Annotated in this window: 19 protein-coding genes and 2 pseudogenes; 17 read left to right on the plus strand and 4 right to left on the minus strand. The window is 76.2% G+C overall.

Annotated features, from left to right (window positions below):
- Positions 1-897: a hypothetical protein gene (locus tag JD79_RS10420; protein WP_110005455.1), complete on the plus strand. Its 897-nt coding sequence runs from the start codon at positions 1-3 to the stop codon at positions 895-897.
- Here the strand turns inward: JD79_RS10420 and JD79_RS10425 are convergent.
- A complete protein-coding gene (locus JD79_RS10425; protein ID WP_110005456.1) occupies positions 872-1,873 on the minus strand; it encodes a hypothetical protein in 1,002 nt (333 codons plus the stop codon). The two genes, JD79_RS10420 and JD79_RS10425, sit on opposite strands and share 26 nt — an antisense overlap.
- A gap of 459 nt (positions 1,874-2,332) precedes the next feature.
- Here JD79_RS10425 and JD79_RS10430 point away from each other — a divergent pair, with 459 nt between their 5' ends.
- Positions 2,333-2,845 carry a phosphotransferase gene (locus JD79_RS10430; protein ID WP_110005457.1) on the plus strand — a complete coding sequence of 171 codons (513 nt, stop codon included), beginning with the start codon at positions 2,333-2,335 and terminating at the stop codon, positions 2,843-2,845.
- Positions 2,846-3,114: 269 nt separating this feature from the next.
- Positions 3,115-3,762: pseudogene (locus JD79_RS23705) on the plus strand (DUF222 domain-containing protein); the annotation flags it as partial.
- Between the two features lie 538 nt (positions 3,763-4,300).
- Here the strand turns inward: JD79_RS23705 and JD79_RS10440 are convergent.
- On the minus strand, positions 4,301-4,780 hold the full coding sequence (locus JD79_RS10440; protein ID WP_110007608.1) for a metallopeptidase family protein: 480 nt from the start codon (positions 4,778-4,780) through the stop codon (positions 4,301-4,303).
- A gap of 187 nt (positions 4,781-4,967) precedes the next feature.
- On the opposite strand from JD79_RS10440, the gene JD79_RS10445 reads away from it, so the two are divergent.
- The 14 genes and pseudogenes from JD79_RS10445 (at position 4,968) to hpf (ending at position 18,948) form a co-directional block, all read left to right on the plus strand.
- Positions 4,968-5,318, plus strand: coding sequence for a DUF3499 domain-containing protein (locus tag JD79_RS10445; RefSeq protein WP_110005458.1), 351 nt, complete (start codon positions 4,968-4,970; stop codon positions 5,316-5,318).
- Positions 5,319-5,406: 88 nt separating this feature from the next.
- Entirely contained in the window at positions 5,407-6,768 is a 1,362-nt protein-coding gene (locus JD79_RS10450) for a phosphomannomutase/phosphoglucomutase (protein ID WP_110005459.1), read from the plus strand.
- Positions 6,765-6,986 (plus strand): Trm112 family protein, encoded by a 222-nt coding sequence (locus tag JD79_RS10455; protein WP_245899993.1) that lies wholly within the window; start codon positions 6,765-6,767, stop codon positions 6,984-6,986. Before JD79_RS10450 ends, JD79_RS10455 begins: the two co-directional genes overlap by 4 nt.
- Entirely contained in the window at positions 6,983-8,125 is a 1,143-nt protein-coding gene (locus JD79_RS10460) for an SIS domain-containing protein (RefSeq protein ID WP_110005461.1), read from the plus strand. The genes JD79_RS10455 and JD79_RS10460 overlap by 4 nt, the downstream gene beginning before the upstream one ends.
- A 104-nt stretch (positions 8,126-8,229) precedes the next feature.
- Positions 8,230-9,174 carry a DUF808 domain-containing protein gene (locus JD79_RS10465; protein WP_110005462.1) on the plus strand — a complete coding sequence of 315 codons (945 nt, stop codon included), beginning with the start codon at positions 8,230-8,232 and terminating at the stop codon, positions 9,172-9,174.
- A gap of 95 nt (positions 9,175-9,269) precedes the next feature.
- Positions 9,270-10,511 (plus strand): mannose-6-phosphate isomerase, class I, encoded by a 1,242-nt coding sequence (gene manA / locus JD79_RS10470; RefSeq protein WP_245899994.1) that lies wholly within the window; start codon positions 9,270-9,272, stop codon positions 10,509-10,511.
- A gap of 8 nt (positions 10,512-10,519) precedes the next feature.
- The gene (locus JD79_RS10475) at positions 10,520-11,374 is read left to right on the plus strand and encodes a GmrSD restriction endonuclease domain-containing protein (protein WP_110005463.1); all 855 of its coding nucleotides are present in this window, start codon (positions 10,520-10,522) and stop codon (positions 11,372-11,374) included.
- Positions 11,375-11,515: 141 nt separating this feature from the next.
- Positions 11,516-11,770 (plus strand): annotated as a pseudogene (locus tag JD79_RS24510) (adenosylhomocysteinase); the annotation flags it as partial.
- A gap of 95 nt (positions 11,771-11,865) precedes the next feature.
- Positions 11,866-13,014: an adenosylhomocysteinase gene (locus JD79_RS10480; RefSeq protein WP_281270297.1), complete on the plus strand. Its 1,149-nt coding sequence runs from the start codon at positions 11,866-11,868 to the stop codon at positions 13,012-13,014.
- Between the two features lie 168 nt (positions 13,015-13,182).
- Positions 13,183-13,890: an MtrAB system response regulator MtrA gene (gene mtrA, locus JD79_RS10485; protein WP_110005464.1), complete on the plus strand. Its 708-nt coding sequence runs from the start codon at positions 13,183-13,185 to the stop codon at positions 13,888-13,890.
- Positions 13,891-13,909: 19 nt separating this feature from the next.
- Entirely contained in the window at positions 13,910-15,631 is a 1,722-nt protein-coding gene (mtrB, locus tag JD79_RS10490) for an MtrAB system histidine kinase MtrB (protein WP_110005465.1), read from the plus strand.
- A complete protein-coding gene (locus JD79_RS10495; RefSeq protein WP_110005466.1) occupies positions 15,628-17,340 on the plus strand; it encodes an LpqB family beta-propeller domain-containing protein in 1,713 nt (570 codons plus the stop codon). Before mtrB ends, JD79_RS10495 begins: the two co-directional genes overlap by 4 nt.
- A 108-nt stretch (positions 17,341-17,448) precedes the next feature.
- Positions 17,449-18,225 carry a ComF family protein gene (locus JD79_RS10500; protein ID WP_245899995.1) on the plus strand — a complete coding sequence of 259 codons (777 nt, stop codon included), beginning with the start codon at positions 17,449-17,451 and terminating at the stop codon, positions 18,223-18,225.
- A gap of 36 nt (positions 18,226-18,261) precedes the next feature.
- The gene (hpf, locus tag JD79_RS10505; RefSeq protein ID WP_110005467.1) at positions 18,262-18,948 is read left to right on the plus strand and encodes a ribosome hibernation-promoting factor, HPF/YfiA family; all 687 of its coding nucleotides are present in this window, start codon (positions 18,262-18,264) and stop codon (positions 18,946-18,948) included.
- 63 nt (positions 18,949-19,011) lie between these two features.
- Here hpf and JD79_RS10510 read toward each other — a convergent pair whose 3' ends face one another.
- Positions 19,012-19,560, minus strand: coding sequence for a GNAT family N-acetyltransferase (locus JD79_RS10510; RefSeq protein WP_110005468.1), 549 nt, complete (start codon positions 19,558-19,560; stop codon positions 19,012-19,014).
- Positions 19,561-19,570: 10 nt separating this feature from the next.
- Positions 19,571-19,963 (minus strand): pyridoxamine 5'-phosphate oxidase family protein, encoded by a 393-nt coding sequence (locus JD79_RS10515; protein ID WP_110005469.1) that lies wholly within the window; start codon positions 19,961-19,963, stop codon positions 19,571-19,573.
- Positions 19,964-19,978 lie beyond the last annotated feature (15 nt).

A 19,978-nucleotide genomic window follows, 5' to 3' on the forward strand; every position in this document is an offset into this window, starting at 1 on the left:
GTGACCGACGGGGACCGGGGCACGCGCACGGCGCTGGGCCGGGCGCGGGTCGCCGCGGAGGTCCGCGCGGCCGTCCCGCTCGCCCGCGACCTCGCCGCCCCCGTGACCGCCGCGGCGCCCTGGCTCACCGCCGTCCTCTCGGTGCAGGCGGCCCGTCCCCGCCCCCGGCGTCTGCCCGCCGCGGTCGTCGTCGGGCCGCCCGGGTCCGGCCGGCTCGACGGGCTGGCCGTCCTGGCGCTGGCCGGCGCCGGACCGGTCGTCACCGCGACCCTGCTCGGCGACGGCCTGCCGGTGCCCGGCGGCCGGCCGCACGCCCGCCTGCTCGCCCGCGACGACGACGCCGCCGACCGGCTGGCCGCGGGCGTGCTCGACCTGCTCACCGGGCTGCGCCGGCCGTGGCGGCTGCGCCTGGCGGGGCTGCCGCTGGGCGACCCGGTGGTGCGCGCGCTGGCGCGGCGGCGTCCCGACGCCCGGGTGGCCACCGCCCGCAGCCTGCTGCTGGTCGACCGCCTCGACGACGCCGGGCCGGTCGAGCGCACCCGTGACCCGCGGGCGCTCGAGCGGGTGCTGCCGGACCTGCTCGCCGCCGAGCCCGGTGCCCGCGCCCGCGACCTGGTCCGCGCCGCGGCCCGGCTGCACGCCGTCCTCGGGCAGGTCGAGGTCGCCACGGTCCGCGCGGGCGGGCGGCTCCGCGCCGGGCTGCTGACGCTCGTCGACGGCGCCGACCGGCTGCCGTGGCGAGGCCGCTCGGACGTCGGCGGGCTGGGGACCGTGCGCGGCGCCCCGCTGGTGGGCGTCACCGTCTCCGGCCGGGGCCGGGCGCTGCGGCCGGTGCTCGACGGGGCGGCGCGGCTCGTCCCGGCCGTGCCGGTCAGCCGGCGACGCGGATCCGGCTGAGCAGCGGGTCGGGCAGCGCCTCGGCCCGCGCGGTGCCGAGGAACAGCGCGCCGCCCGCGGGTGCCTCGCCGTCCTCGGCCGGGCCGGTCGGGGCGACGGTCACGGTCAGGTCGTAGACCCGGCCGGTGTAGGCCGGCGGCGTCCCCGAGGGGCGGGCGTACGTGGGGAAGCGGCCGGTGAGCCGGAGCCCGTCCCCGTCCCGCGTCACCCGGAGCGCGGGGGAGGGCAGGTCGGCGTACTCGGTGCCGGTGGGGGCGCACCCGGCCGCGCGCGGGTCGGCCGGCGCGGTGGTCCCGAGGCAGTTCCAGGTCGGCAGCCGCAGGTGGGCCAGCGCCGTCCCGTCGGTCCCCACGCTGACGCTCACCGACGGGTAGCCGACGGTGACCCCGACCGCGCGCTGCTCGAGCACCAGGCCGCCGAGGGCCAGCCGCGCCGTGACCCCGTCGCGGCCGAGCGGCACCGACCGCGTGGCGAGCAGGCCGGCGCCGCGCTCTCCGGGCAGCGGGTCGTCGGGGACGGGTGGCAGCTCCGGGCGGGCCGTCGTCGGGGCGGCCGGGGGTGCCGACGACGTCGGCGCGCTCGCCGGCGGGGGAGCACCGACCGCCCGCTCCGGCGCGTCGGTGCCCAGCGCGACGCCGGCGAGGACGGCGACCAGGGCCAGCCCCGCGGCGACCAGGACGGCGAGGGTGCGCGGCGCCGGGTCCGGCCCGGCGGAGGCGAGGGCCGCCGGCGGCGGGGCGGCTGCCCGCGGCGGCGGGCCGGGGGTGCCCGGGGGCGCCTCGAGGAAGCCCGGGAGGTCGTCGACGGCCCAGCGCGGGCCGGAGCGAGGCGGCGCAGGTGCCGCCGGGGGCGGCGGAGGTCCGCCGCGCCCGCGGGTGAGCAGCAGCCCCGCGACGACCGCCGCGAGCGCCGGCAGGGCCGCGCCGAGCACGACCCAGGCGGCGAGCGGCGCGGGGGAGTCCATCCGGAGCAGCATCCCAGGGGTCCCCGCGGCCGGGCTCCGTGCGGCACGCCGGGGCTCCTGCCAGGATCCCGGGGTGGTGCAGAGCGGAGCAGGGTCGACCTCGTCGGGGACATCGCCGGCCGCTCGCGAGCGGGTGGTCTCGCTGCTCGCCGAACTCGGGGTGGGCGAGCCGGTCGTCGCCGTGGCCGACCTGTCCGCCCGGCTCGGGGTGGTGCAGGGCGTGCTCGCCGACCGCGTCCTCGACCTCGCGGTGACCGAGAGCGGCCGCGGGCGGCTGCTGGCGGAGCTGCGCGGGCGGCGCTGGGCCGAGGAGCGGCAGGTCGGCGTCCCGGAGGTGGTGGCCGCCGCCGACGACGGCCGCTGGCTGCTCTCCCGCCGCGTCCACCCCGCCCCTCCGGCGGGCCCGCTGGACCGCCGCGGCGGTCGAGGCCGCGGTGCGCATCGCGCCGCTGCCGGCCCGGCCGGCCGGCCGTGGGAGCCGCCGTCGGGCGGGTCGCTGCGCCGGGCCGCGGCGCGCTGCAGGACGGCTCCCGGCTCGTGCGCGCCGGGGTGCGGATCGGTGAGCTGCGGGCGGTGCGGGCGGCCGCGGCGCAGCTGCCGCTGTCCGAGGTCGCGCACGGCGACCTGCGGGCGGCCAACGTCGTCGTCGACACCGGCGACGGGGACGGCGAGGAGCGGCTGGTCGTCCTCGAGTGGTCCGGCGTGCGCGCCGCGCCCCGGCACCGCGACCTGCTGACGCTGTGGGCCACCACCCCGGACCCGCAGGACCGCGCGCAGATCGGCGAGGTGGTGCTCTCCCGGACCGCCGGCTGGGAGGAGCCCGACGTCGGGCTGCTGTGGCACGCCGTCGCCCTCGAGCAGCTGGTCGCCCGGCTGACGCGGGCGGACCGCGGCGACGGCCTGGACACGGCCTTCGCCCGCGCCCGCCTCGACGAGGCGCGTGCGATGGCGCGCGAGCTCGGCAGCCCTGTCGACCGCGACTGACCCTGCGGACCGGCGGATGGACGGCGCCCGCGCACGGTGCGGCCTCCGACGTCCGGGGTCCCGGGGCATCCCCGGGCGTCTGCCCTGGGGAACTGTCGTACCCGGTGCGTGGGTTCGGGGTCGTGCGGGAGGTCGCCGGGTCGCTCGTCGAGCGTGCGCTGGCGGGCTGGCTGGTGGAGCAGCCCGTCCGTGCTCAGCGGCTGCCGGTCGCCCTGCTGACCCGGCAGCAGAAGGCGGCCGAGGTGCAGCGCCTGCAGGCCCGCAGAGCGATGGACGCCGCCTACGAGGCCGAGCTGGTCCTCGGCCTGGCCGACGACTCTCCCGATGACGACGACCCGCCGCCGGGGACGCCTGGGGCGCGGTCGTGGGAGCCTGATCCCGAGCTGCCGGGGGTGTCGGAGTTCTTCCCCGCGGAGCTGGCGGTGGTCCTCAACTGCGGGCGGCTGTCGGCCGGTCAGCTCGCCCACCGCGCGTGGACCTACCGCAGCCACCTGCCGGCGACCTGGGCGGCGATGGCCGCCGGGGAGCTGGACGAGTACCGGGCCATGACCCTGGTCGAGGTGCTGGAGCACACCGACCCGGTCATCGCCCGCCGCGTCGAGAGCCGGCTGCTGCCCGAGGCCGCGCAGCTGACCGTGGGCCGCCTCAAGAAGAAGGCACTGGCGCTCCTCCTGGAGCTGGATGCCGAGGCCGCCGACCGCCGTCATGAGCAGGCCAGGCGCCGCGCGGACGTGCGCGTCTATCCCTCGCCGCAGGAGGGGATGACCACGCTCGCCGCGGACCTGCCCGCGGACGTCGCCGCGGCCTGCCACGCGCTGGTCGACCAACTGGCGCGGCTGCTCGAGGCCGACGGCGACCCCCGCCCGATCGGCGAGCTGCGCACGCTGGTGTTGGCCGATCTGCTGCAGCGCCCGTGGGACGACGGTCGCCCGCCGGTGACCGCGCACCTGCAGGTCGTTGCCACGCTGGCGTCCCTGGCCGGCCGCTCGGAGGAGGCCGGTGAGGTCGACGGCCTGCCGATTCACCGCCGCCCAGTTGCGGGAGCTGCTGCAGCAGCTGGAGGCGCTGGGTGTGCGCCCCCCGGAGGGCGGATCGGTCACCCTCGCGCTGACCGAGGAGGACGGCACGCTGGGGGCGACCAGCACGCTGGAGCAGCTCCGCCGGTTGGCCCGCCGCGGCTGCCGCGACCATCCGGCCGTCGACTGCGCCGACCCGTGCTGCCTGTGCCGCAGCCACCACCGGCTGAAGACCCTCGCCCGCGGCTGGCGCTTCCAGATGAGCCCCATCGGGGTCCTCACCGTGACGACCCCCTCGGGCATCACCCGGACCACCCGGCCACCGGGCACGCGACCACCACCGGCCGAGGACACCGGGCCACCACCCCCGGGCGATCCGGACCACGACCCGCCACCGTTCCGACCGACGTCGGGAGTGCGGGTCGGAGGGCTGAGCCGCTCAGCCCGTGGGGTCGATCTCCTCCGGGTCGCGGCCGAGCAGCACCGCCACCTGGTCGACGACGACGTCACGCACCAGGTCGGCGAGGTCGTCGCGGTCGTGCGCCCGGATCTCCAGCGGCCGCCGGTACACGACGATCCGGGCCGGCACCTCCCGGCCGTCCTCGCGGTGCGGCGGCAGCACGCGCGCCAGCGGCACCGTGCCGTCGTCGAGCACGTCGGGGTCGAGGACGACCTCGTCGGGGTCGGTGTGGTCGACCCAGGGCACGTCCTCGACGGCGAACTCCACCCCGGCGAGCTCCCGCTCCCAGCGGCGCTCGAGGTCCTCGACGACGTCGAGCACGAGGTCGTCGAACTGCTCCGCGCGGCTGCGCGCGAGGGGGACCTCGTCGGGGACGAGACGCCCGCGCAGGCCCCGGCCGTGCCGGTCGCGGCGGGACCGGGCGGGCCGGGAACGGTCGGGGCGGACGGGTCGGCTCATGGCGGGGCGAGCGTACGGCGCCCCCCGGGAGGCGGTCAGCGGAACTCCCGGGGCACGCGGCTCGTCACCCCGGTGACGGGGCACGCGGGGACGTCGGGTTGGATGGGGACCGAGGGACTCCCGCTCGGTGAGTCTGTCGCCGACTCCCGGGGTACGCGGCTACTGTGCCCAGCGTGAGGAACCGGTGGTGAGGCAGTCACGTCGCTGCAGTCGCAGCGGCTGCGCGCAACCGGCGGCGGCGACACTGACCTACGTCTACGCCGAGTCGACCGCTGTCGTCGGTCCGTTGGCCACGTTCTCCGAGCCGCACAGCTACGACCTCTGCGAGTTCCACGCCGAGCGGCTCACCGTGCCCCGTGGCTGGGAGGTCGTCCGGCACGAGATCGACGTCGAGGACTCCGGCCCGACCGGGGACGACCTGCTCGCGCTCGCCGACGCCGTCCGCGAGGCGGCCCGTCCCGAGCCGCCGCGGCCTCCCGCCGACGACGGCCGCGGCACCCGCCGCGGGCACCTCCGCGTCCTGCCCGACCTCGAGTAACGCCCTCCCGGGAGCCGGGTCCCGCGCCCGCCGATAGGGTCGTCCGGACCGGGGGACCGCCCCCGGCCAGTCCAGGCGAGGGTGGGCAGTGACGGACCTGTCGGCGATCATCAAGGCCTACGACGTCCGGGGCGTGGTCCCCGACCAGTGGGACGAGGACGTCGCGCGGCGCATCGGCGCCGCCTTCGCCGAGTTCGTGCACGCCGAGAGCGGCGCCACCGCGGTCGTCACCGCCCACGACATGCGCCCCTCCTCGGTGCCCCTGTCCCGCGCCTTCGCCGAGGGCGTCCTCTCCCGCGGCGTCGACGTCGTCGAGGCGGGGCTGGGCTCCACCGACCTCCTCTACTTCGCCGCCGGCTCGCTCGACGTGCCCGGCGCGATGTTCACCGCGAGCCACAACCCGGCGCAGTACAACGGCATCAAGCTCTGCCGCGCCGGCGCCGCCCCCGTGGGCCAGGAGTCCGGGCTGGTCACCATCCGCGAGTGGGCCGAGCGCGACAGCTACGACCGCGCGCCGGCGCGGGTCGCCGAGGTCGGCCAGCGCGACCTGCTGTCCGCCTACGCCGCCCACCTGCGCTCGCTGGTCGACCTGTCGGGGATCCGCCCGCTGCGGGTCGTCGTCGACGCCGGCAACGGCATGGGCGGGCACACCGTCCCGGTGGTGCTCGACGGCCTCCCGCTCGACGTCGTCCCGCTGTACTTCGAGCTCGACGGCACGTTCCCCAACCACGAGGCCAACCCGCTGGACCCGGCGAACCTGGTCGACCTGCAGGAGGCGGTCCGCCGCGAGGGCGCCGACATCGGCCTGGCCTTCGACGGCGACGCCGACCGCGTGTTCGTCGTCGACGAGCGCGGGGAGCCGGTGAGCCCCTCGGCGATCACCGCCCTGGTCGCCGTCCGCGAGCTGGCCAAGGGCCGGGGGACGACGGTCATCCACAACCTGATCACCTCGCGGGCGGTGCCCGAGATCGTGCGCGAGCACGGCGGGCAGCCGGTGCGCACCCGGGTCGGGCACTCGTTCATCAAGGCCGAGATGGCCCGCACCGACGCCGTCTTCGGCGGTGAGCACTCGGCGCACTACTACTTCCGCGACTTCTGGCGGGCCGACACCGGCATGCTCGCCGCGATGCACGTGCTGGCCGCACTCGGCGAGCAGAGCCGGACGCTGTCGGAGCTGACCGCCGCCTACAGCCGCTACGCCGCCTCCGGGGAGGTCAACTCCACGGTGGCCGACGCCGCCGCGAGCACCGCCGCGGTCCGCGAGGCCTTCGACGCCGAGGGCGCGACGTTCGACGAGCTCGACGGGCTGACCGTCGACCTGCCCGACGGGTCGTGGTTCAACCTGCGGGCCAGCAACACCGAGCCGCTGCTGCGGCTCAACGTCGAGGCGCCCGACCGGGCGCGGATGGAACGGCTCAGGGACCGGGTGCTGGGGATGGTGCGCGCATGACGCAGGGGACGACGTCGGGACCGTTGGGGTTGGACCCGCTGCTGCTGGAGGTCCTCGCCTGCCCCGACACCCACCACAGCCCGCTCACCGTCGACGAGGCCGCCGGCGAGCTGCTGTGCGCGACCTGCGACCGGGCGTTCCCCGTCCGCGACGGCATCCCGGTGCTGCTGCTGGACGAGGCGCGACGGCGCGGCGGGACGGGAACGGCCACGCCGTGACCTCACCCGAGCTGGCCGAGGAGGTCCTCGACGACCTCGACGTGCTGCGCGCCCGTGATCCGCGCGGCCTGCTGCCCGCCGTCGCCGGTGCCGGTGCGCAGGTGCGCGAGACCGCCCGGCTGACCGAGGAGGCGGGGCTGGACCGCGTCACCGGTGGCGGCCGCCCGCGCGGCCTGGTCATCGTCGCCCGGCGGGAGGGTGCGGTGGCGGCGTCGGTGCTGCGCGCGCTCCTCGGCCCGTCGAGCCCGGTCACCGTCGACGTCGTCCCGGGCCCGGACCTGCCGGTGTGGACCGGACCGACCGACATCGCCGTCGTCGCCACCCGGACCGGCGCGGGCCGCTACGCGGTCACCCCGGCCTACGAGGCGGCCCGCCGCGGCGTGACCCTGCTGGGCATCGGTGCCGAGGACGCACCGCTGCGGGCGGCCTGCTCCACCGCGCGGATGCCCTACGTCCCGCTGCCGCGCTCCCGGGTGCGGCACACCACGCTGTGGTCGCTGCTCACCCCGCTGCTGCGGCTGGCCACCGACCTCGGCCTGGTGCGCCCCGAGGCCGCCGACCTCGAGGCGGTCGCCGCGGCCCTCGACGAGGTCGCCGCGGAGTGCGGCCCGGCCCGGGAGTCGTTCACCAACCCGGCCAAGACGCTGGCCCTCGAGCTGCTCGACGCCTTCCCCGTCATCGCCGCCGAGGGCCCGCTGGCCGACACCGCGGCCGCCCGCTTCGCCGACCAGCTCGCCACCCTCGCCGGCCTGCCCACCAGCGGCTTCCGGCTGCCCGACCAGCGGGTGGCCGCCTGTGCCGTCCTGGGCGGCCCGCTGGCGCCGCGCGACGCCGACGACTTCTTCCGCGACCGCGCCGAGGACGAGGGGCGCCGGCTGCGGCTGCTCACCATCCGCGACACCGACGCCGCCCACCACGACGGCGCCGGCGAGCGCGAGCCCCGCTCGGCCAACGAGGCGATGAGCGAGGTGCTGCGCACCGCGGTGGCGGGCAACGTGCCGGTCAGCGGGCTGGCCGAGCACGGCGACCCCGACCGCTACGGCCGGCTGCCCCGCCTCGCCCGCCAGCTGGCGGTCGCCGACTTCAGCGCCGTCTACCTGGCGCTGGCCCTCGACCAGGAGCGGGCCCTGCGACGCTGACCCGGCGGCCGGTGTCCGACCCGCCGGCCCGGGGTACCGCTCCCGGACGCGCCCGACCCGACCGCGCGCACCCACGACTGCTGACCGACCGGAAGGACCTCCCCGTGGCCGGTGGACTCGTAGCCCTCTTCGACGACGTGGCGCTGATCGCCCGCGCCGCAGCCGCCTCCATCGACGACGTCGGGGCCGCCGCCGGGAAGGCGAGCATCAAGGCCGCGGGCGTGGTCGTCGACGACACCGCCGTCACGCCGCAGTACGTGCAGGGCATCAGCGCCGAGCGCGAGATCCCGATCATCCGGCGGATCGCCAAGGGGTCGCTGCGCAACAAGCTGCTGGTCATCCTCCCGGTGATCCTGCTGCTCAGCGAGTTCCTCCCGTGGCTGCTGACGCCGATCCTCATGGTCGGCGGCGCCTACCTCTGTTACGAGGGCGCGGAGAAGGTGTGGCACCGCCTCAAGGGCCACTCCGCCGCCCACGGCTCCGCCGAGGAGCACCCGCCGGACGAGGACTCCCTCGTGCGCGGGGCCGTGCGCACCGACCTCATCCTGTCCGCGGAGATCATGGTCATCTCGCTCAACGAGGTGGCGGAGGAGAGCTTCTGGTCCCGGCTGGCGATCCTCGTCGTCGTCGGCGTGCTGATCACCGTCCTCGTCTACGGCGTCGTCGCCCTCATCGTGAAGATGGACGACGCCGGTCTGCGGCTGTCGCGGTCGGACAAGAAGGGCGTCGCCGGGCTGGGCCGCGGCCTGGTCAAGGGCATGCCGAAGCTGCTCACCGCCCTGACCGTCATCGGTACGGCCGCGATGCTGTGGGTCGGCGGCCACATCCTGCTGGTGGGCAGCGACGAGCTCGGGCTGCACGCCGTGTACGGCCTCGTGCACCACCTGGAGGAGGCGGCCCACGAGGCCACCGGTGCCCTGGGCGGGGTGGTGGGCTGGCTGGTCAACACGGTGGCCAGCGCCATCGTGGGGCTCGTCGTCGGCGCGCTGGTCGTGCTCGTGCTGAGCCTCACGCTGCACCGCCGGAAGGCCGGCGCGCAGGCGCACTGACCCGGCGGCGGTCGCCCCTCCCGCGCGTCCCTGCCACCCCGGCAGGGTGACGACGCGCTCCGCCCCGCCCGTGCCCGCCGGTAGCCTCCGGGGCGATGTGGCAGATGAGCAACGCCGTCCGGCACTACCCCTGGGGCTCCCGGACGGTCATCCCCGACCTCCTCGGTGAACCGGTCCCCGCCGACCGGCCCTACGCCGAGCTGTGGCTGGGCGGCCACCCCGACCAGCCCAGCGTCCTGTCCACCGGCGACCCGCTGGACAAGGCGATCGCGGAGCGCCCCGCCGACCTGCTCGGACCGGACGTGGCCGAGGCCTTCGGCGCGCGGCTGCCCTTCCTCATGAAGGTGCTGGCCGCCGACACGCCGCTGTCGCTGCAGGCGCACCCCACGATGGCGCAGGCCCGGGCCGGCTTCGCCGCCGAGGAGGCCGCCGGCGTCCCCAAGGACGACCCCACGCGGACGTTCAAGGACCCGTGGCACAAGCCGGAGCTGCTGCTGGCGCTGACCACCTTCGAGGCGCTGTGCGGCTTCCGCCCGGTGGAGGAGTCGCTGCACTGCCTGGCCAAGCTGCAGCTGCCCGAGCTCAAGCCCACCATCGCCGCGCTCGCCCGCGGCGGGCTGCAGGCGGCCATCCCCCAGCTGCTGGCGCTGTCGGGCAAGCGGCGCACCCACCTGGTCGAGGTCGTCGCGCAGAGGGCGGCGTCCTTCGTCGCCGCCCACGACCCGGAGTTCATCAACACCTACCGCTGGGCCACGACGCTGGCCGAGGCGTACCCGGGCGACCCCGGCGTCGTCATCTCGCTCATGTGCAACCACCTCAAGCTGGCGCCCGGCGAGGCGGTGTTCCTGCCGGCCGGCAACCTGCACGCCTACCTGTCCGGCGCCGGCGTCGAGGTGATGGCCAGCTCGGACAACGTCCTGCGCGGTGGGCTGACCAGCAAGCACGTCGACCTCGCCGCGCTCATCGAGGTGCTCGACTTCTCCGACGGCAAGGTCCCGGTGCTGCACCCGGTGCTCGGCCCCGGCGGCCTGCGCTACCCGGTGCCCGTCGACGACTTCGACCTCACCCGCTGCCAGCTCGACGAGCTGGCCGGGTCGCTGGGCACCCGCGGCCCGCAGGTCCTGCTGTGCACCGAGGGCGAGGCGGTGCTGGAGTCCGCGGAGGGGGAGGTCCGGCTGCGGAAGGGCCAGTCGGCCTTCGTGCCGGCCGGTGCCCCGGTCAGCGCCCGGGCCCCGCCGTCCTCTACCGGGCCACCACGAACCTGCGCTGACCGAGACCGACCTGCGCTGACCCGGGGCCGCGTGTCGCGGCCGGGGACGGCGCGAGCGCGGACGTAGCGTCGGTCGTGCTCCTCCGCCCGGCTCCGCTGCGTGCCGCGCTGGCCCTGGGCCTCGCGGCCGCGCTGACCGCGGGCTGCGCCGAGCTCCTCGGGGACGCACCCGCCGTCCCGTCCGCCGGCAGCGCGCTGGAGGCGCTGGGCTCCGTGCCGGTCCGCGGCCGCGCGCCGCAGACCGGCTACTCGCGCGAGGAGTTCGGCGACGGGTGGGTCGACACCGACCACAACGGCTGCGACACCCGCAACGACGTCCTCGCGCGGGACCTCACCGGCGAGGTGTTCGAGCCGGGCACCCGCGACTGCGTCGTCGTCAGCGGCACCCTCGCCGACCCCTACTCCGGGCGCACCATCGAGTTCCGCCGCGGCGAGGGGACCAGCGAGGCGGTGCAGATCGACCACGTCGTCGCCCTGTCCGACGCCTGGCAGAAGGGCGCCCGGCAGTGGGACGACGCCCGCCGCACCGAGTTCGCCAACGACCCGCTCAACCTGCTCGCCGTCGACGGTCCGCTCAACCAGTCCAAGGGCGACTCCGACGCCGCCACCTGGCTGCCCCCGGCCCGGTCCTACCGGTGCGCCTACGTCGCCCGCCAGGTCGCGGTCAAGGTGACCTACGGGCTGTGGATGACCCGCGCCGAGCGGGACGCCGTCGCCGCTGTCCTCGGCACCTGCCCGGACCAGCCGCTGCCCTCGCGCGACCCGCTGCGGGCCCCTCAGCTGCCCGTGTCCGTGCCGCCCGCCCCGGCGACGCCCTATCCGGACTGCGCGGCGGCGCGAGCCGCGGGCGCCGCTCCCGTCCGCGAGGGCGACCCGGGCTGGAACCCCGCACTGGACGGCGACGGCGACGGCGTCGGCTGCGAGGGCTGAGCCCCGGGCCGGCCGCCCGGGGTGGACCGTCCGGTTATCCTGGACGACGGCACGAGCCCCGCCGAAGCCTCGGCATGCTCGCTCATCTCAGTGACCCCGAGCCCCCGCCGCCCGCGGCAGGGGCATCGACCCTGGAGCGACATGACCGCCTCTACCGGCACCCGTCCCCTGACCACCCCGCACGGCGAGGCCGACTTCAAGGTCGCCGACCTCTCCCTGGCGCCGTTCGGCCGCAAGGAGATCCAGCTCGCCGAGCACGAGATGCCCGGCCTGATGGCACTGCGCGAGGAGTACGGCGACGAGCAGCCGCTGGCCGGCGCCCGCATCGCCGGCTCGCTGCACATGACCGTGCAGACCGCCGTCCTCATCGAGACCCTCGTCGCGCTCGGCGCCGACGTCCGCTGGGTCTCCTGCAACATCTTCTCCACCCAGGACCACGCCGCCGCGGCGATCGTCGTCGGCCCGAGGGCACCGCCGAGGAGCCCGCCGGCGTGCCGGTCTTCGCCTGGAAGGGCGAGTCCCTCGAGGAGTACTGGTGGTGCACCCAGCGGCTCTTCGAGTTCCGCGACGGGAGCGGCGACGTCGTCGGCCCGAACATGCTGCTCGACGACGGCGGTGACGCCACCCTGCTCGTGCACCTGGGCACCCGGTTCGAGGCCGACGGCGCCGTCCCGGACACCACCGAGGCCGACTCCGAGGAGTACGGCGTCATCCTCGACGTGCTGCGCGGCTCGCTGGCCTCCGACGCCGGCTACTGGACCCGCATCGGCCAGGGCATCCGGGGCGTCACCGAGGAGACGACCACCGGCGTCATGCGCCTCTACGAGCTGGCCCGCGACGGCCGGCTGCTGTTCCCGGCGATCAACGTCAACGACTCGGTGACCAAGAGCAAGTTCGACAACCTCTACGGCTGCCGGCACTCGCTCATCGACGGCATCAACCGCGCCACCGACGTGATGATCGGCGGCAAGGTCGCCGTCGTCTGCGGCTACGGCGACGTCGGCAAGGGGTGCGCGGAGTCGCTGCGCGGCCAGGGCGCCCGGGTCATCGTCACCGAGATCGACCCGATCAACGCCCTGCAGGCGGCGATGCACGGCTACGAGGTGACCACGCTCGACGAGGTCATCGGCAAGGCCGACATCATCATCACCGCCACCGGCAACCGCGACATCATCTCCGCCGAGCAGCTCGGGCAGACCAAGCACCAGGCGATCATCGGGAACATCGGCCACTTCGACAACGAGATCGACGTGGCCGGCCTGGCCCGCACCCCGGGCATCGAGCGGACGACGATCAAGCCGCAGGTCGACGAGTGGCGCTTCGCCGACGGCCACACGATCATCCTGCTCTCCGAGGGCCGGCTGCTGAACCTGGGCAACGCCACCGGGCACCCGAGCTTCGTCATGAGCGCCTCGTTCTCCAACCAGGTGCTCGCCCAGATCGAGCTGTGGCGCAACCGCGCGGCCTACGAGGGCCAGACCCCCACGGTCACCGTGCTGCCCAAGAAGCTCGACGAGCACGTGGCCCGGCTGCACCTCGACGCGCTCGGCGTGAAGCTGACGACCCTCAACAAGGTGCAGGCCGACTACATCGGCGTGCCGGTCGAGGGTCCGTACAAGAGCGAGCACTACCGGTACTGAGAGGACCCCTCTGCAGCTCCCCACCCCTCGCAGGCTCGGGGCGGGGAGCTGCAGAGGGGCCGTTCCAGGCTCTCGCCAGGGCCTGTTCCAGCACGTTCCGATGGCGCCGGACCGGGTCCACCGGTCCGGCGCCACCGTTATCCGCCCGTGACGTCGCAGAATGGTCACGTGCCTCCGACCGCAGCGAACAACGGGCCCAGTCGCGGCCGCGTCCTGGTCGTCGACGACGACGCCGCCCTCGCCGAGATGCTCGGCATCGTGCTGCGGCGCGAGGGCTACGACCCCGCCTTCGTCTCCGACGGCAACCGGGCGCTCTCGGTCTTCCAGCAGACCCGCCCCGACATCGTGCTGCTCGACCTGATGCTGCCCGGCCGCAACGGCCTGCAGATCTGCCAGGACATCCGCAACCAGTCGGCCGTCCCGATCGTCATGCTCACCGCCAAGGGCGACACCATCGACGTCGTCCAGGGGCTCGAGGCCGGTGCCGACGACTACGTCACCAAGCCGTTCAAGCCCGTCGAGCTCGTCGCCCGGGTGCGCGCCCAGCTGCGCCGCGGCGAGACCGGTCAGGCCGAGACGCTGGCGATCGGTGACGTGCAGATCGACGTCCCGGCCCACCAGGTCACCCGCGACGGCACGCCCATCCCGCTCACCCCGCTGGAGTTCGACCTGCTGGTGGCCCTCGCCCGCAAGCCGCGGCAGGTCTTCACCCGCGAGCTGCTGCTCGAGCAGGTGTGGGGCTACCGGCACGCCGCCGACACCCGGCTGGTCAACGTCCACGTGCAGCGGCTGCGCGCCAAGATCGAGCGCGACCCCGAGAAGCCCGAGATCGTGCTGACCGTCCGCGGGGTCGGCTACAAGGCCGGCCCGCCGTGATCGGCGGCGCGAGGCGAGGGTGAGCACCACCCACCCGGCGCCGCCGGCCACCGCGACGGGCGGGACGGGGAGCGCTCCCGCCCCGGCCCGCTCCCGGGCGCGCCCGCGGGACCTGCGCACCGTGCGGCGCGGCCTGCGCCGGCGCGCGGTCCGGGCGCGCATCCGCACCCGCCGGCTCGTCGGCCGGGGGATCTCCGCCTGGCGGAAGTCGCTGCACGTCCGCATCGGCGCGATCACGATGGTCGTGGCCGGCACGGTCGTCGTCATCGTCAGCTTGGTGCTGTTCAGCCAGATCCGCACGCAGCTGCTGTCGGTCAAGGAGCAGGCGGCGATCGACCAGGCGCAGGCCGGCGTCGTCTACGCCCGGTCGGAGGTGGTGGGCATCGCCGCGGGCGACGCCGCCAGCGTGCGGGCCACCCTGGGCCGCACGGTGAACGGGCTGCTCACCCGCGGCGGTTCGGCCGGCGACTTCGACGTCGTCATGGTCTACCGGACGGGCAACACCGAGCGGCCGCCGGCGGTCAGCCGGCCCGGCGTCTACCCGGCGCTGCCCGACGACCTGCGCGCCGGCGTGCAGGGTGGCGGCCAGTACACGCAGTACGCGCTGGTGCCCGACGACGCCGGCGAGCCGCGGCCCACGCTGCTCGTCGGCGCCCCGGTGCCCGGCGACGTCTCCTCGCCCGAGGAGATCGAGCTGTACTACGCCTTCCCCCTCGACCAGGAGGAGGAGACGCTCTCGCTGATCCGCAGCACCGTGGCGATCAGCGGCATCGCGCTCACCCTCTTCGTGGCCGGCATCGGCGTGCTCGTGACCCGGCTGGTGGTGGACCCGGTGCGCCGCGCGGCGGGCACCGCGCAGCGGCTGGCCGACGGGCAGCTCGAGGAGCGGATGACCGTCCGCGGGGAGGACGACCTCGCCCGGCTGGCCACCAGCTTCAACGCGATGGCCGACAGCCTGCAGCGGCAGATCACCCAGCTCGAGGGCCTGTCCCAGCTGCAGCAGCGGTTCACCTCCGACGTCAGCCACGAGCTGCGCACCCCGCTGACGACGGTGCAGATGGCCGCCGACGTGCTGCACGAGTCGCGCGGCGACTTCCCGCCGCACGTCGCGCGCTCGGCCGAGCTGCTGCACGAGGAACTCGACCGCTTCGAGCGGCTGCTGTCGGACCTGCTCGAGATCAGCCGCTACGACGCCGGCGCCGCCGTCCTCGACTGGGCGCCCACCGACCTCGGCTCGCTGGTCGGGCGGGTGGTCGACGGGATGAGCTCGCTGGCCGAGCGGCACGGCTGCGAGCTGCGGGTGACCGGCCCGGCCGACCCGGTGATCGCCGAGGTCGACGCGCGGCGGGTCGAGCGCATCCTGCGCAACCTGGTCGGCAACGCCGTCGAGCACGGCAGCGGCCGGCCGATCGAGATCACCCTGGCGGCCAACCGGACGGCGGCCGCGGTCACCGTCCGCGACCACGGCGTCGGGCTCTCCTCCGCCGAGACGCAGCACGTCTTCGACCGGTTCTGGCGGGCCGACCCGTCGCGGGTGCGCACCGTCGGCGGCAGCGGGCTGGGCCTGTCGATCAGCCTCGAGGACGCCCGGCTGCACGGCGGCTGGCTGCAGGTGTGGGGCCAGCCCGGGCTCGGGGCGCAGTTCCGGTTCACCGTCCCCCTCGTGGCCGGCGCCGACCTCACCAGCTCGCCGCTCCCGCTGCGGCCGACGATCGTGCGCCGTCCCGGGGTGCGCCCGTGAGGCGGCTCCCCGCGGCGCTGGCCGCCCTCCTGCTGGCCCTGCTGACCGCGTGCTCGACCGTGCCCACCGGCTCCGCGCCGCAGGCGATCACCGACGCCGAGGCCCGGCCCACCGGCGACGTCGGGATCGAGCCGCTCGGGCCGCGCGCCGACGCGACGACGGAGGAGATCGTCCGCGGGTTCGTCGACGCCGCCGCGAGCACGGTCAACGGCCACCCCGTCGCCGTCGAGCACCTGACCCCCGAGGCGGGCGCGACCTGGAGCGACGAGGCCGGCATCACCCTCGTGGGCCCGGACTACGCCACGGTGGCCACCGGCACCGGCACGGTCGTCATGACCGGCGACCAGGTCGGCACGGTGGACCCGCGGGGCGTCTTCACGGCCGCCAGCGACACGGTCTTCACCCACGAGTTCACGCTGGCCGAGGTCGACGGCGAGTGGCGGATCACCAACCCGCCCGACGGGCTGGTCATGCTCGTGCCCGACTTCGAGCGCCTCTACGACGACCTCGCCGTCTACTTCGTCGACCCGACGCAGACGCGCGTGGTGCCCGACCCGCGCTACCTGATCTCCGGGGAGGCCCAGCCGACGACGCTGGTGCAGCGGCTGGTCGAGGGTCCCTCGCCGGCCCTGGCCGCCGGCGTCGGCAACGCCCTGGGCGGCGTCACGCTCACCCGGGCGGTCACCGTCTCGGGGTCCACGGTCGTCGTCGACCTCGCCGGTCTCGACGACCTCTCGCCGCAGCAGCTCGGGCAGCTGTCGGCGCAGCTGGTGTTCACCCTCGACCAGGTCGAGGGCACCAACTCGGTGGAGGTCCGCAGCAACGGCGAGCCGGTCACGATCGACGGCGTGCCCACCGCCCAGCGCGCCGACGACTGGGCCTCCTTCAGCCCCGACTCGGTTCCCGCCGACGCCGCCGGCCACTACCTCGACGCCGGCCGGCTGATGACGGTCGACGGGCAGCCGGCACCGGGGCCCGCGGGGTCGGGCGTGTACGGGCTGACGAGCGCGGCGGTCTCGGCCGACCCGCGGACCAGCGCGCTGACGACGATGGCGGGCGTCTCCGTCGCCGGGGGGACCGCGTCCCTGCTGCTCGGCCCCTACGGCGGCGACCTCGCCCCGGTGGTGCCCGCGAGCCGGCTGTCGGTCCCGACGGTCGCGGCGACCCGCCCGGAGTTCTGGGTGGTCCGCGACGAGAGCACCGTCGTCCGGGTGCCCGCCACCGGCTCGCCGCAGCCGGTGAACGCCCCGACGCTGGCCGGCCAGGGCCGGACGACGGCGCTGCAGCTCTCGCCCGACGGCGTCCGCGCCGCCGTGGTGGTCAGCCGGGGGGACGCGGCGGTGCTGCTCGTCGGCACGGTGGTGCGCTCCGACGAGGGGCCGGTGGCCCTGCGCGACCTGCGGGAGGTGGCACCGGCGCTGACCTCGGTCGTGGACGTCGGCTGGCGCACGGCCGGCAGCCTCATGGTGCTGGCCGACGGCGGCGAGGACGCCGTGGTGCCCTACGTCGTGGGGGTCGACGGGTGGGGGTTGTCCACGGTGCCCACCTCCGGCCTGCCCAGCCCGCCGACCGCGCTGGCCGCCGCGCCCGGGCAGCAGGCGCTGGTCAGCGCCGGCGGGACCGTGTGGGAGCTGACCGGCGGCACCTGGGTGACGCTCGTCCGCGGCCAGGCGCCGGTGCCCGGCACCGAGCCCTTCTACCCCGCCTAGCCCTCCTACCCCGCCTGGCCCTTCCACCCAGCCTGGCCCGAGGACCGGGTCCTCCACAGATCCGGCCGCGACCGGCCGCGGCACCCGGGCCTGCCGCACGCTGGGGCGGTGGGCGGACTGGGTGCGGCGCTGGCCGACCTCGTCCTCCCGCGCACCTGCGCCGGTTGCGGCGTCCCCGGGTCCGCGCTGTGCCGGCGCTGCACCGCCGCGCTCGGCTCCCCCCGCGAGGCGACGCCCCGCCGGCCGCCCCGGGCCATGCCGCCCACCGTGGCCGCCGGCGCCTACGCCGGACCGGTGCGCCCGGCGGTCGCCGCCTTCAAGGAGCACGGCCGCGCGGAGCTCGCCGGCCCGCTCGGCGCGGCCCTCGCCCTCGCCGTCGGGGTGCACGCCGTGCTGCTGCCCGGGCGGCCGGTGCTGCTGGTCCCGGTGCCGCCGTCGCGGGCGGCGCTGCGGGCGCGGGGGCGCGACTGCGTGCGGGAACTGGCCACGGCCGCCGTCGCGGACCTGCGCGCGGCCGGGGTCGACGCCGGCTGCGCGCGGCTGCTGACCCGGGCCGGCCGCGTGCGCGACTCCGCGGGACTGTCGGTGGCGCAGCGGCGGGCCAACCTCGCCGGCACCTTCGCCGTCCGCCCGGGGGCGCTGCCCGCCGGGGCGCTGCTCGTGGTGGTCGACGACGTCGTCACCAGCGGCGCCACGCTCACCGAGGCGGCCGCCGTCGTGCGGGCGACACGCCGGGCCGACGACGCGCCGGTGCTCGCCGCGGTGGTCGCCGCCACGCCCCGGCCGGGCACCCCCGCGGCCCCACCTGGGCGGTTCCCGGCCGGGCTGGCGCGGGCCCCGACGAGGCGTCTCGATCGACTGTCCGGTCCACGTGACAGCGACTAGCGTGCCATTGGTCACACCCGACGACCGGGAGGTCCTATGGAGATCGTGGTCCGTGGCCGCAACGTGGAAGTGCCGGATCACTACCGGCAGCACGTCGAGGACAAGGTCGGCCAGCTCGAACGGTTCGACGGCAAGCTGTCCCGCATCGACGTCGAGTTGTTCCACGAGAAGAACCCCCGCCAGTCCGCCAACTGTCAGCGCGTGGAGATCACCCTCCGCGGCAAGGGCCCCGTGGTCCGTGCCGAGGCCAGCGCGCCTGACTTCCACGCCGCGCTCGACCTGGCCTGCGGCAAGCTCGACAACCGGCTGCGGCGGGCCAACGACCGCCGCCGCGTGCACCACGGCCGCCGGACCCCACCCACCGTCCGGGTGTCCGGCACCACCGCTGCGCCGCTGGAGACCCCGGCGCTGGGCATCCCCGACGTCGAGCAGCAGTTCGCCGGGGAACCACTGGTCACCGACCTCGACGAGCACCTGCCCGGCCGCGTGGTGCGAGAGAAGCACCACCCGGCCGTGCCCATGACCGTCGACCAGGCCCTGCACGAGATGGAGCTCGTGGGGCACGACTTCTTCCTCTTCCAGTGCGCCGACACCGGCAAGCCGACCGTCGTCTACCGGCGGCACGCCTTCGACTACGGCCTGATCCGGCTGGTGGAGCCGCCGCTGGGGACCATGGACGCGCACAGCGGGGCGCCGGCCGAGCCCGCCGTCGTCCCGCGCTGACCGCACCGGGGAGGGGCCGCGCCGCACCGGCGCGGCCCCTCCGCCGTGTCCGGGGCCGGGACCTCAGTCGCCGGCGAGCCGGCCGAAGAGGACGGCGTCGCCGCGCGTGCCGTCCCGCCGGGGCAGCGCCGCACGGACGACGCCCTCGCGGGTGAACCCGGCCCGGGCGGCCACCACCTGCGAGGCGCCGTTGTCCACGTCGACCACCAGGTGCACCCGCGGCGCCCCGTGCGCGAACGCCCACCGGGCGAGGCCGTCGGCGATCTCGGTGGCGTAGCCGCGGCGCCGGGCCCACGGCGCCACCGAGTAGCCGATCTCGGGGCCGAGGTGCCGGCCGCCCAACAGCAGCCCGCCGGTGCCGACGAGCCGGCCGCCGTCGTCGGCCACCACCGACAGGCCGGTGCCCTCCGCGCGCTGCCGGACGACGGTGTCCACGAAGGCGCGGGCGTCGGCGAGCGTGTAGGGCACGGGCGCGCCGGTGATCCAGCGCTGCGCCTCGGGGTCCTGGGTGGCCCGGTGCACGGCGTCGACGTCGTCGTCGGTGAACGGCCGCAGGACCAGGCGGGCGGTGCGGACCGTCTCGGTGGTCAGGTCGGTGCCGGAGAGCTCCACGGACCCATGCTCACGCGTTGCCGAGCACCCGGTCGACCGAGATCTCGAGGACCACCCGCGCCGGGTTCTCCCGGGGCGTGCGGTAGCGCTGCGCGTAGCGCGCCTCCGCCTCGGCCACCGAGGCGGCGTCGTCGCGCACCACCGCCGTCCCCTCGAGGGTCAGCCAGCGGCGGCCGTCGACCTGGCAGACCGCGACCCGGGACCGGCCGGCACGGACGTGCCGGGCCTTGGCCGAGCTCCCCGAGGTGATGACGCGGGCGGTGCGCGTCTCCGGGTCGTAGGTGACGCCGACGGGCACCACGTGCGGCGAGCCGTCGGCGCGCAGCGTGGTCAGCGTGGCCAGGTGCCGCTCGCCGAGGAAGGCGAGCACGCCGGGTGCGAGGTCGTGCGGGTCGTGGGCCACGGGGAGGAGGTTAGG

Origin of the sequence: Geodermatophilus normandii, assembly GCF_003182485.1 — a bacterium.
In the GTDB taxonomy this organism is placed as follows: Bacteria; Actinomycetota; Actinomycetes; order Mycobacteriales; family Geodermatophilaceae; genus Geodermatophilus; species Geodermatophilus normandii.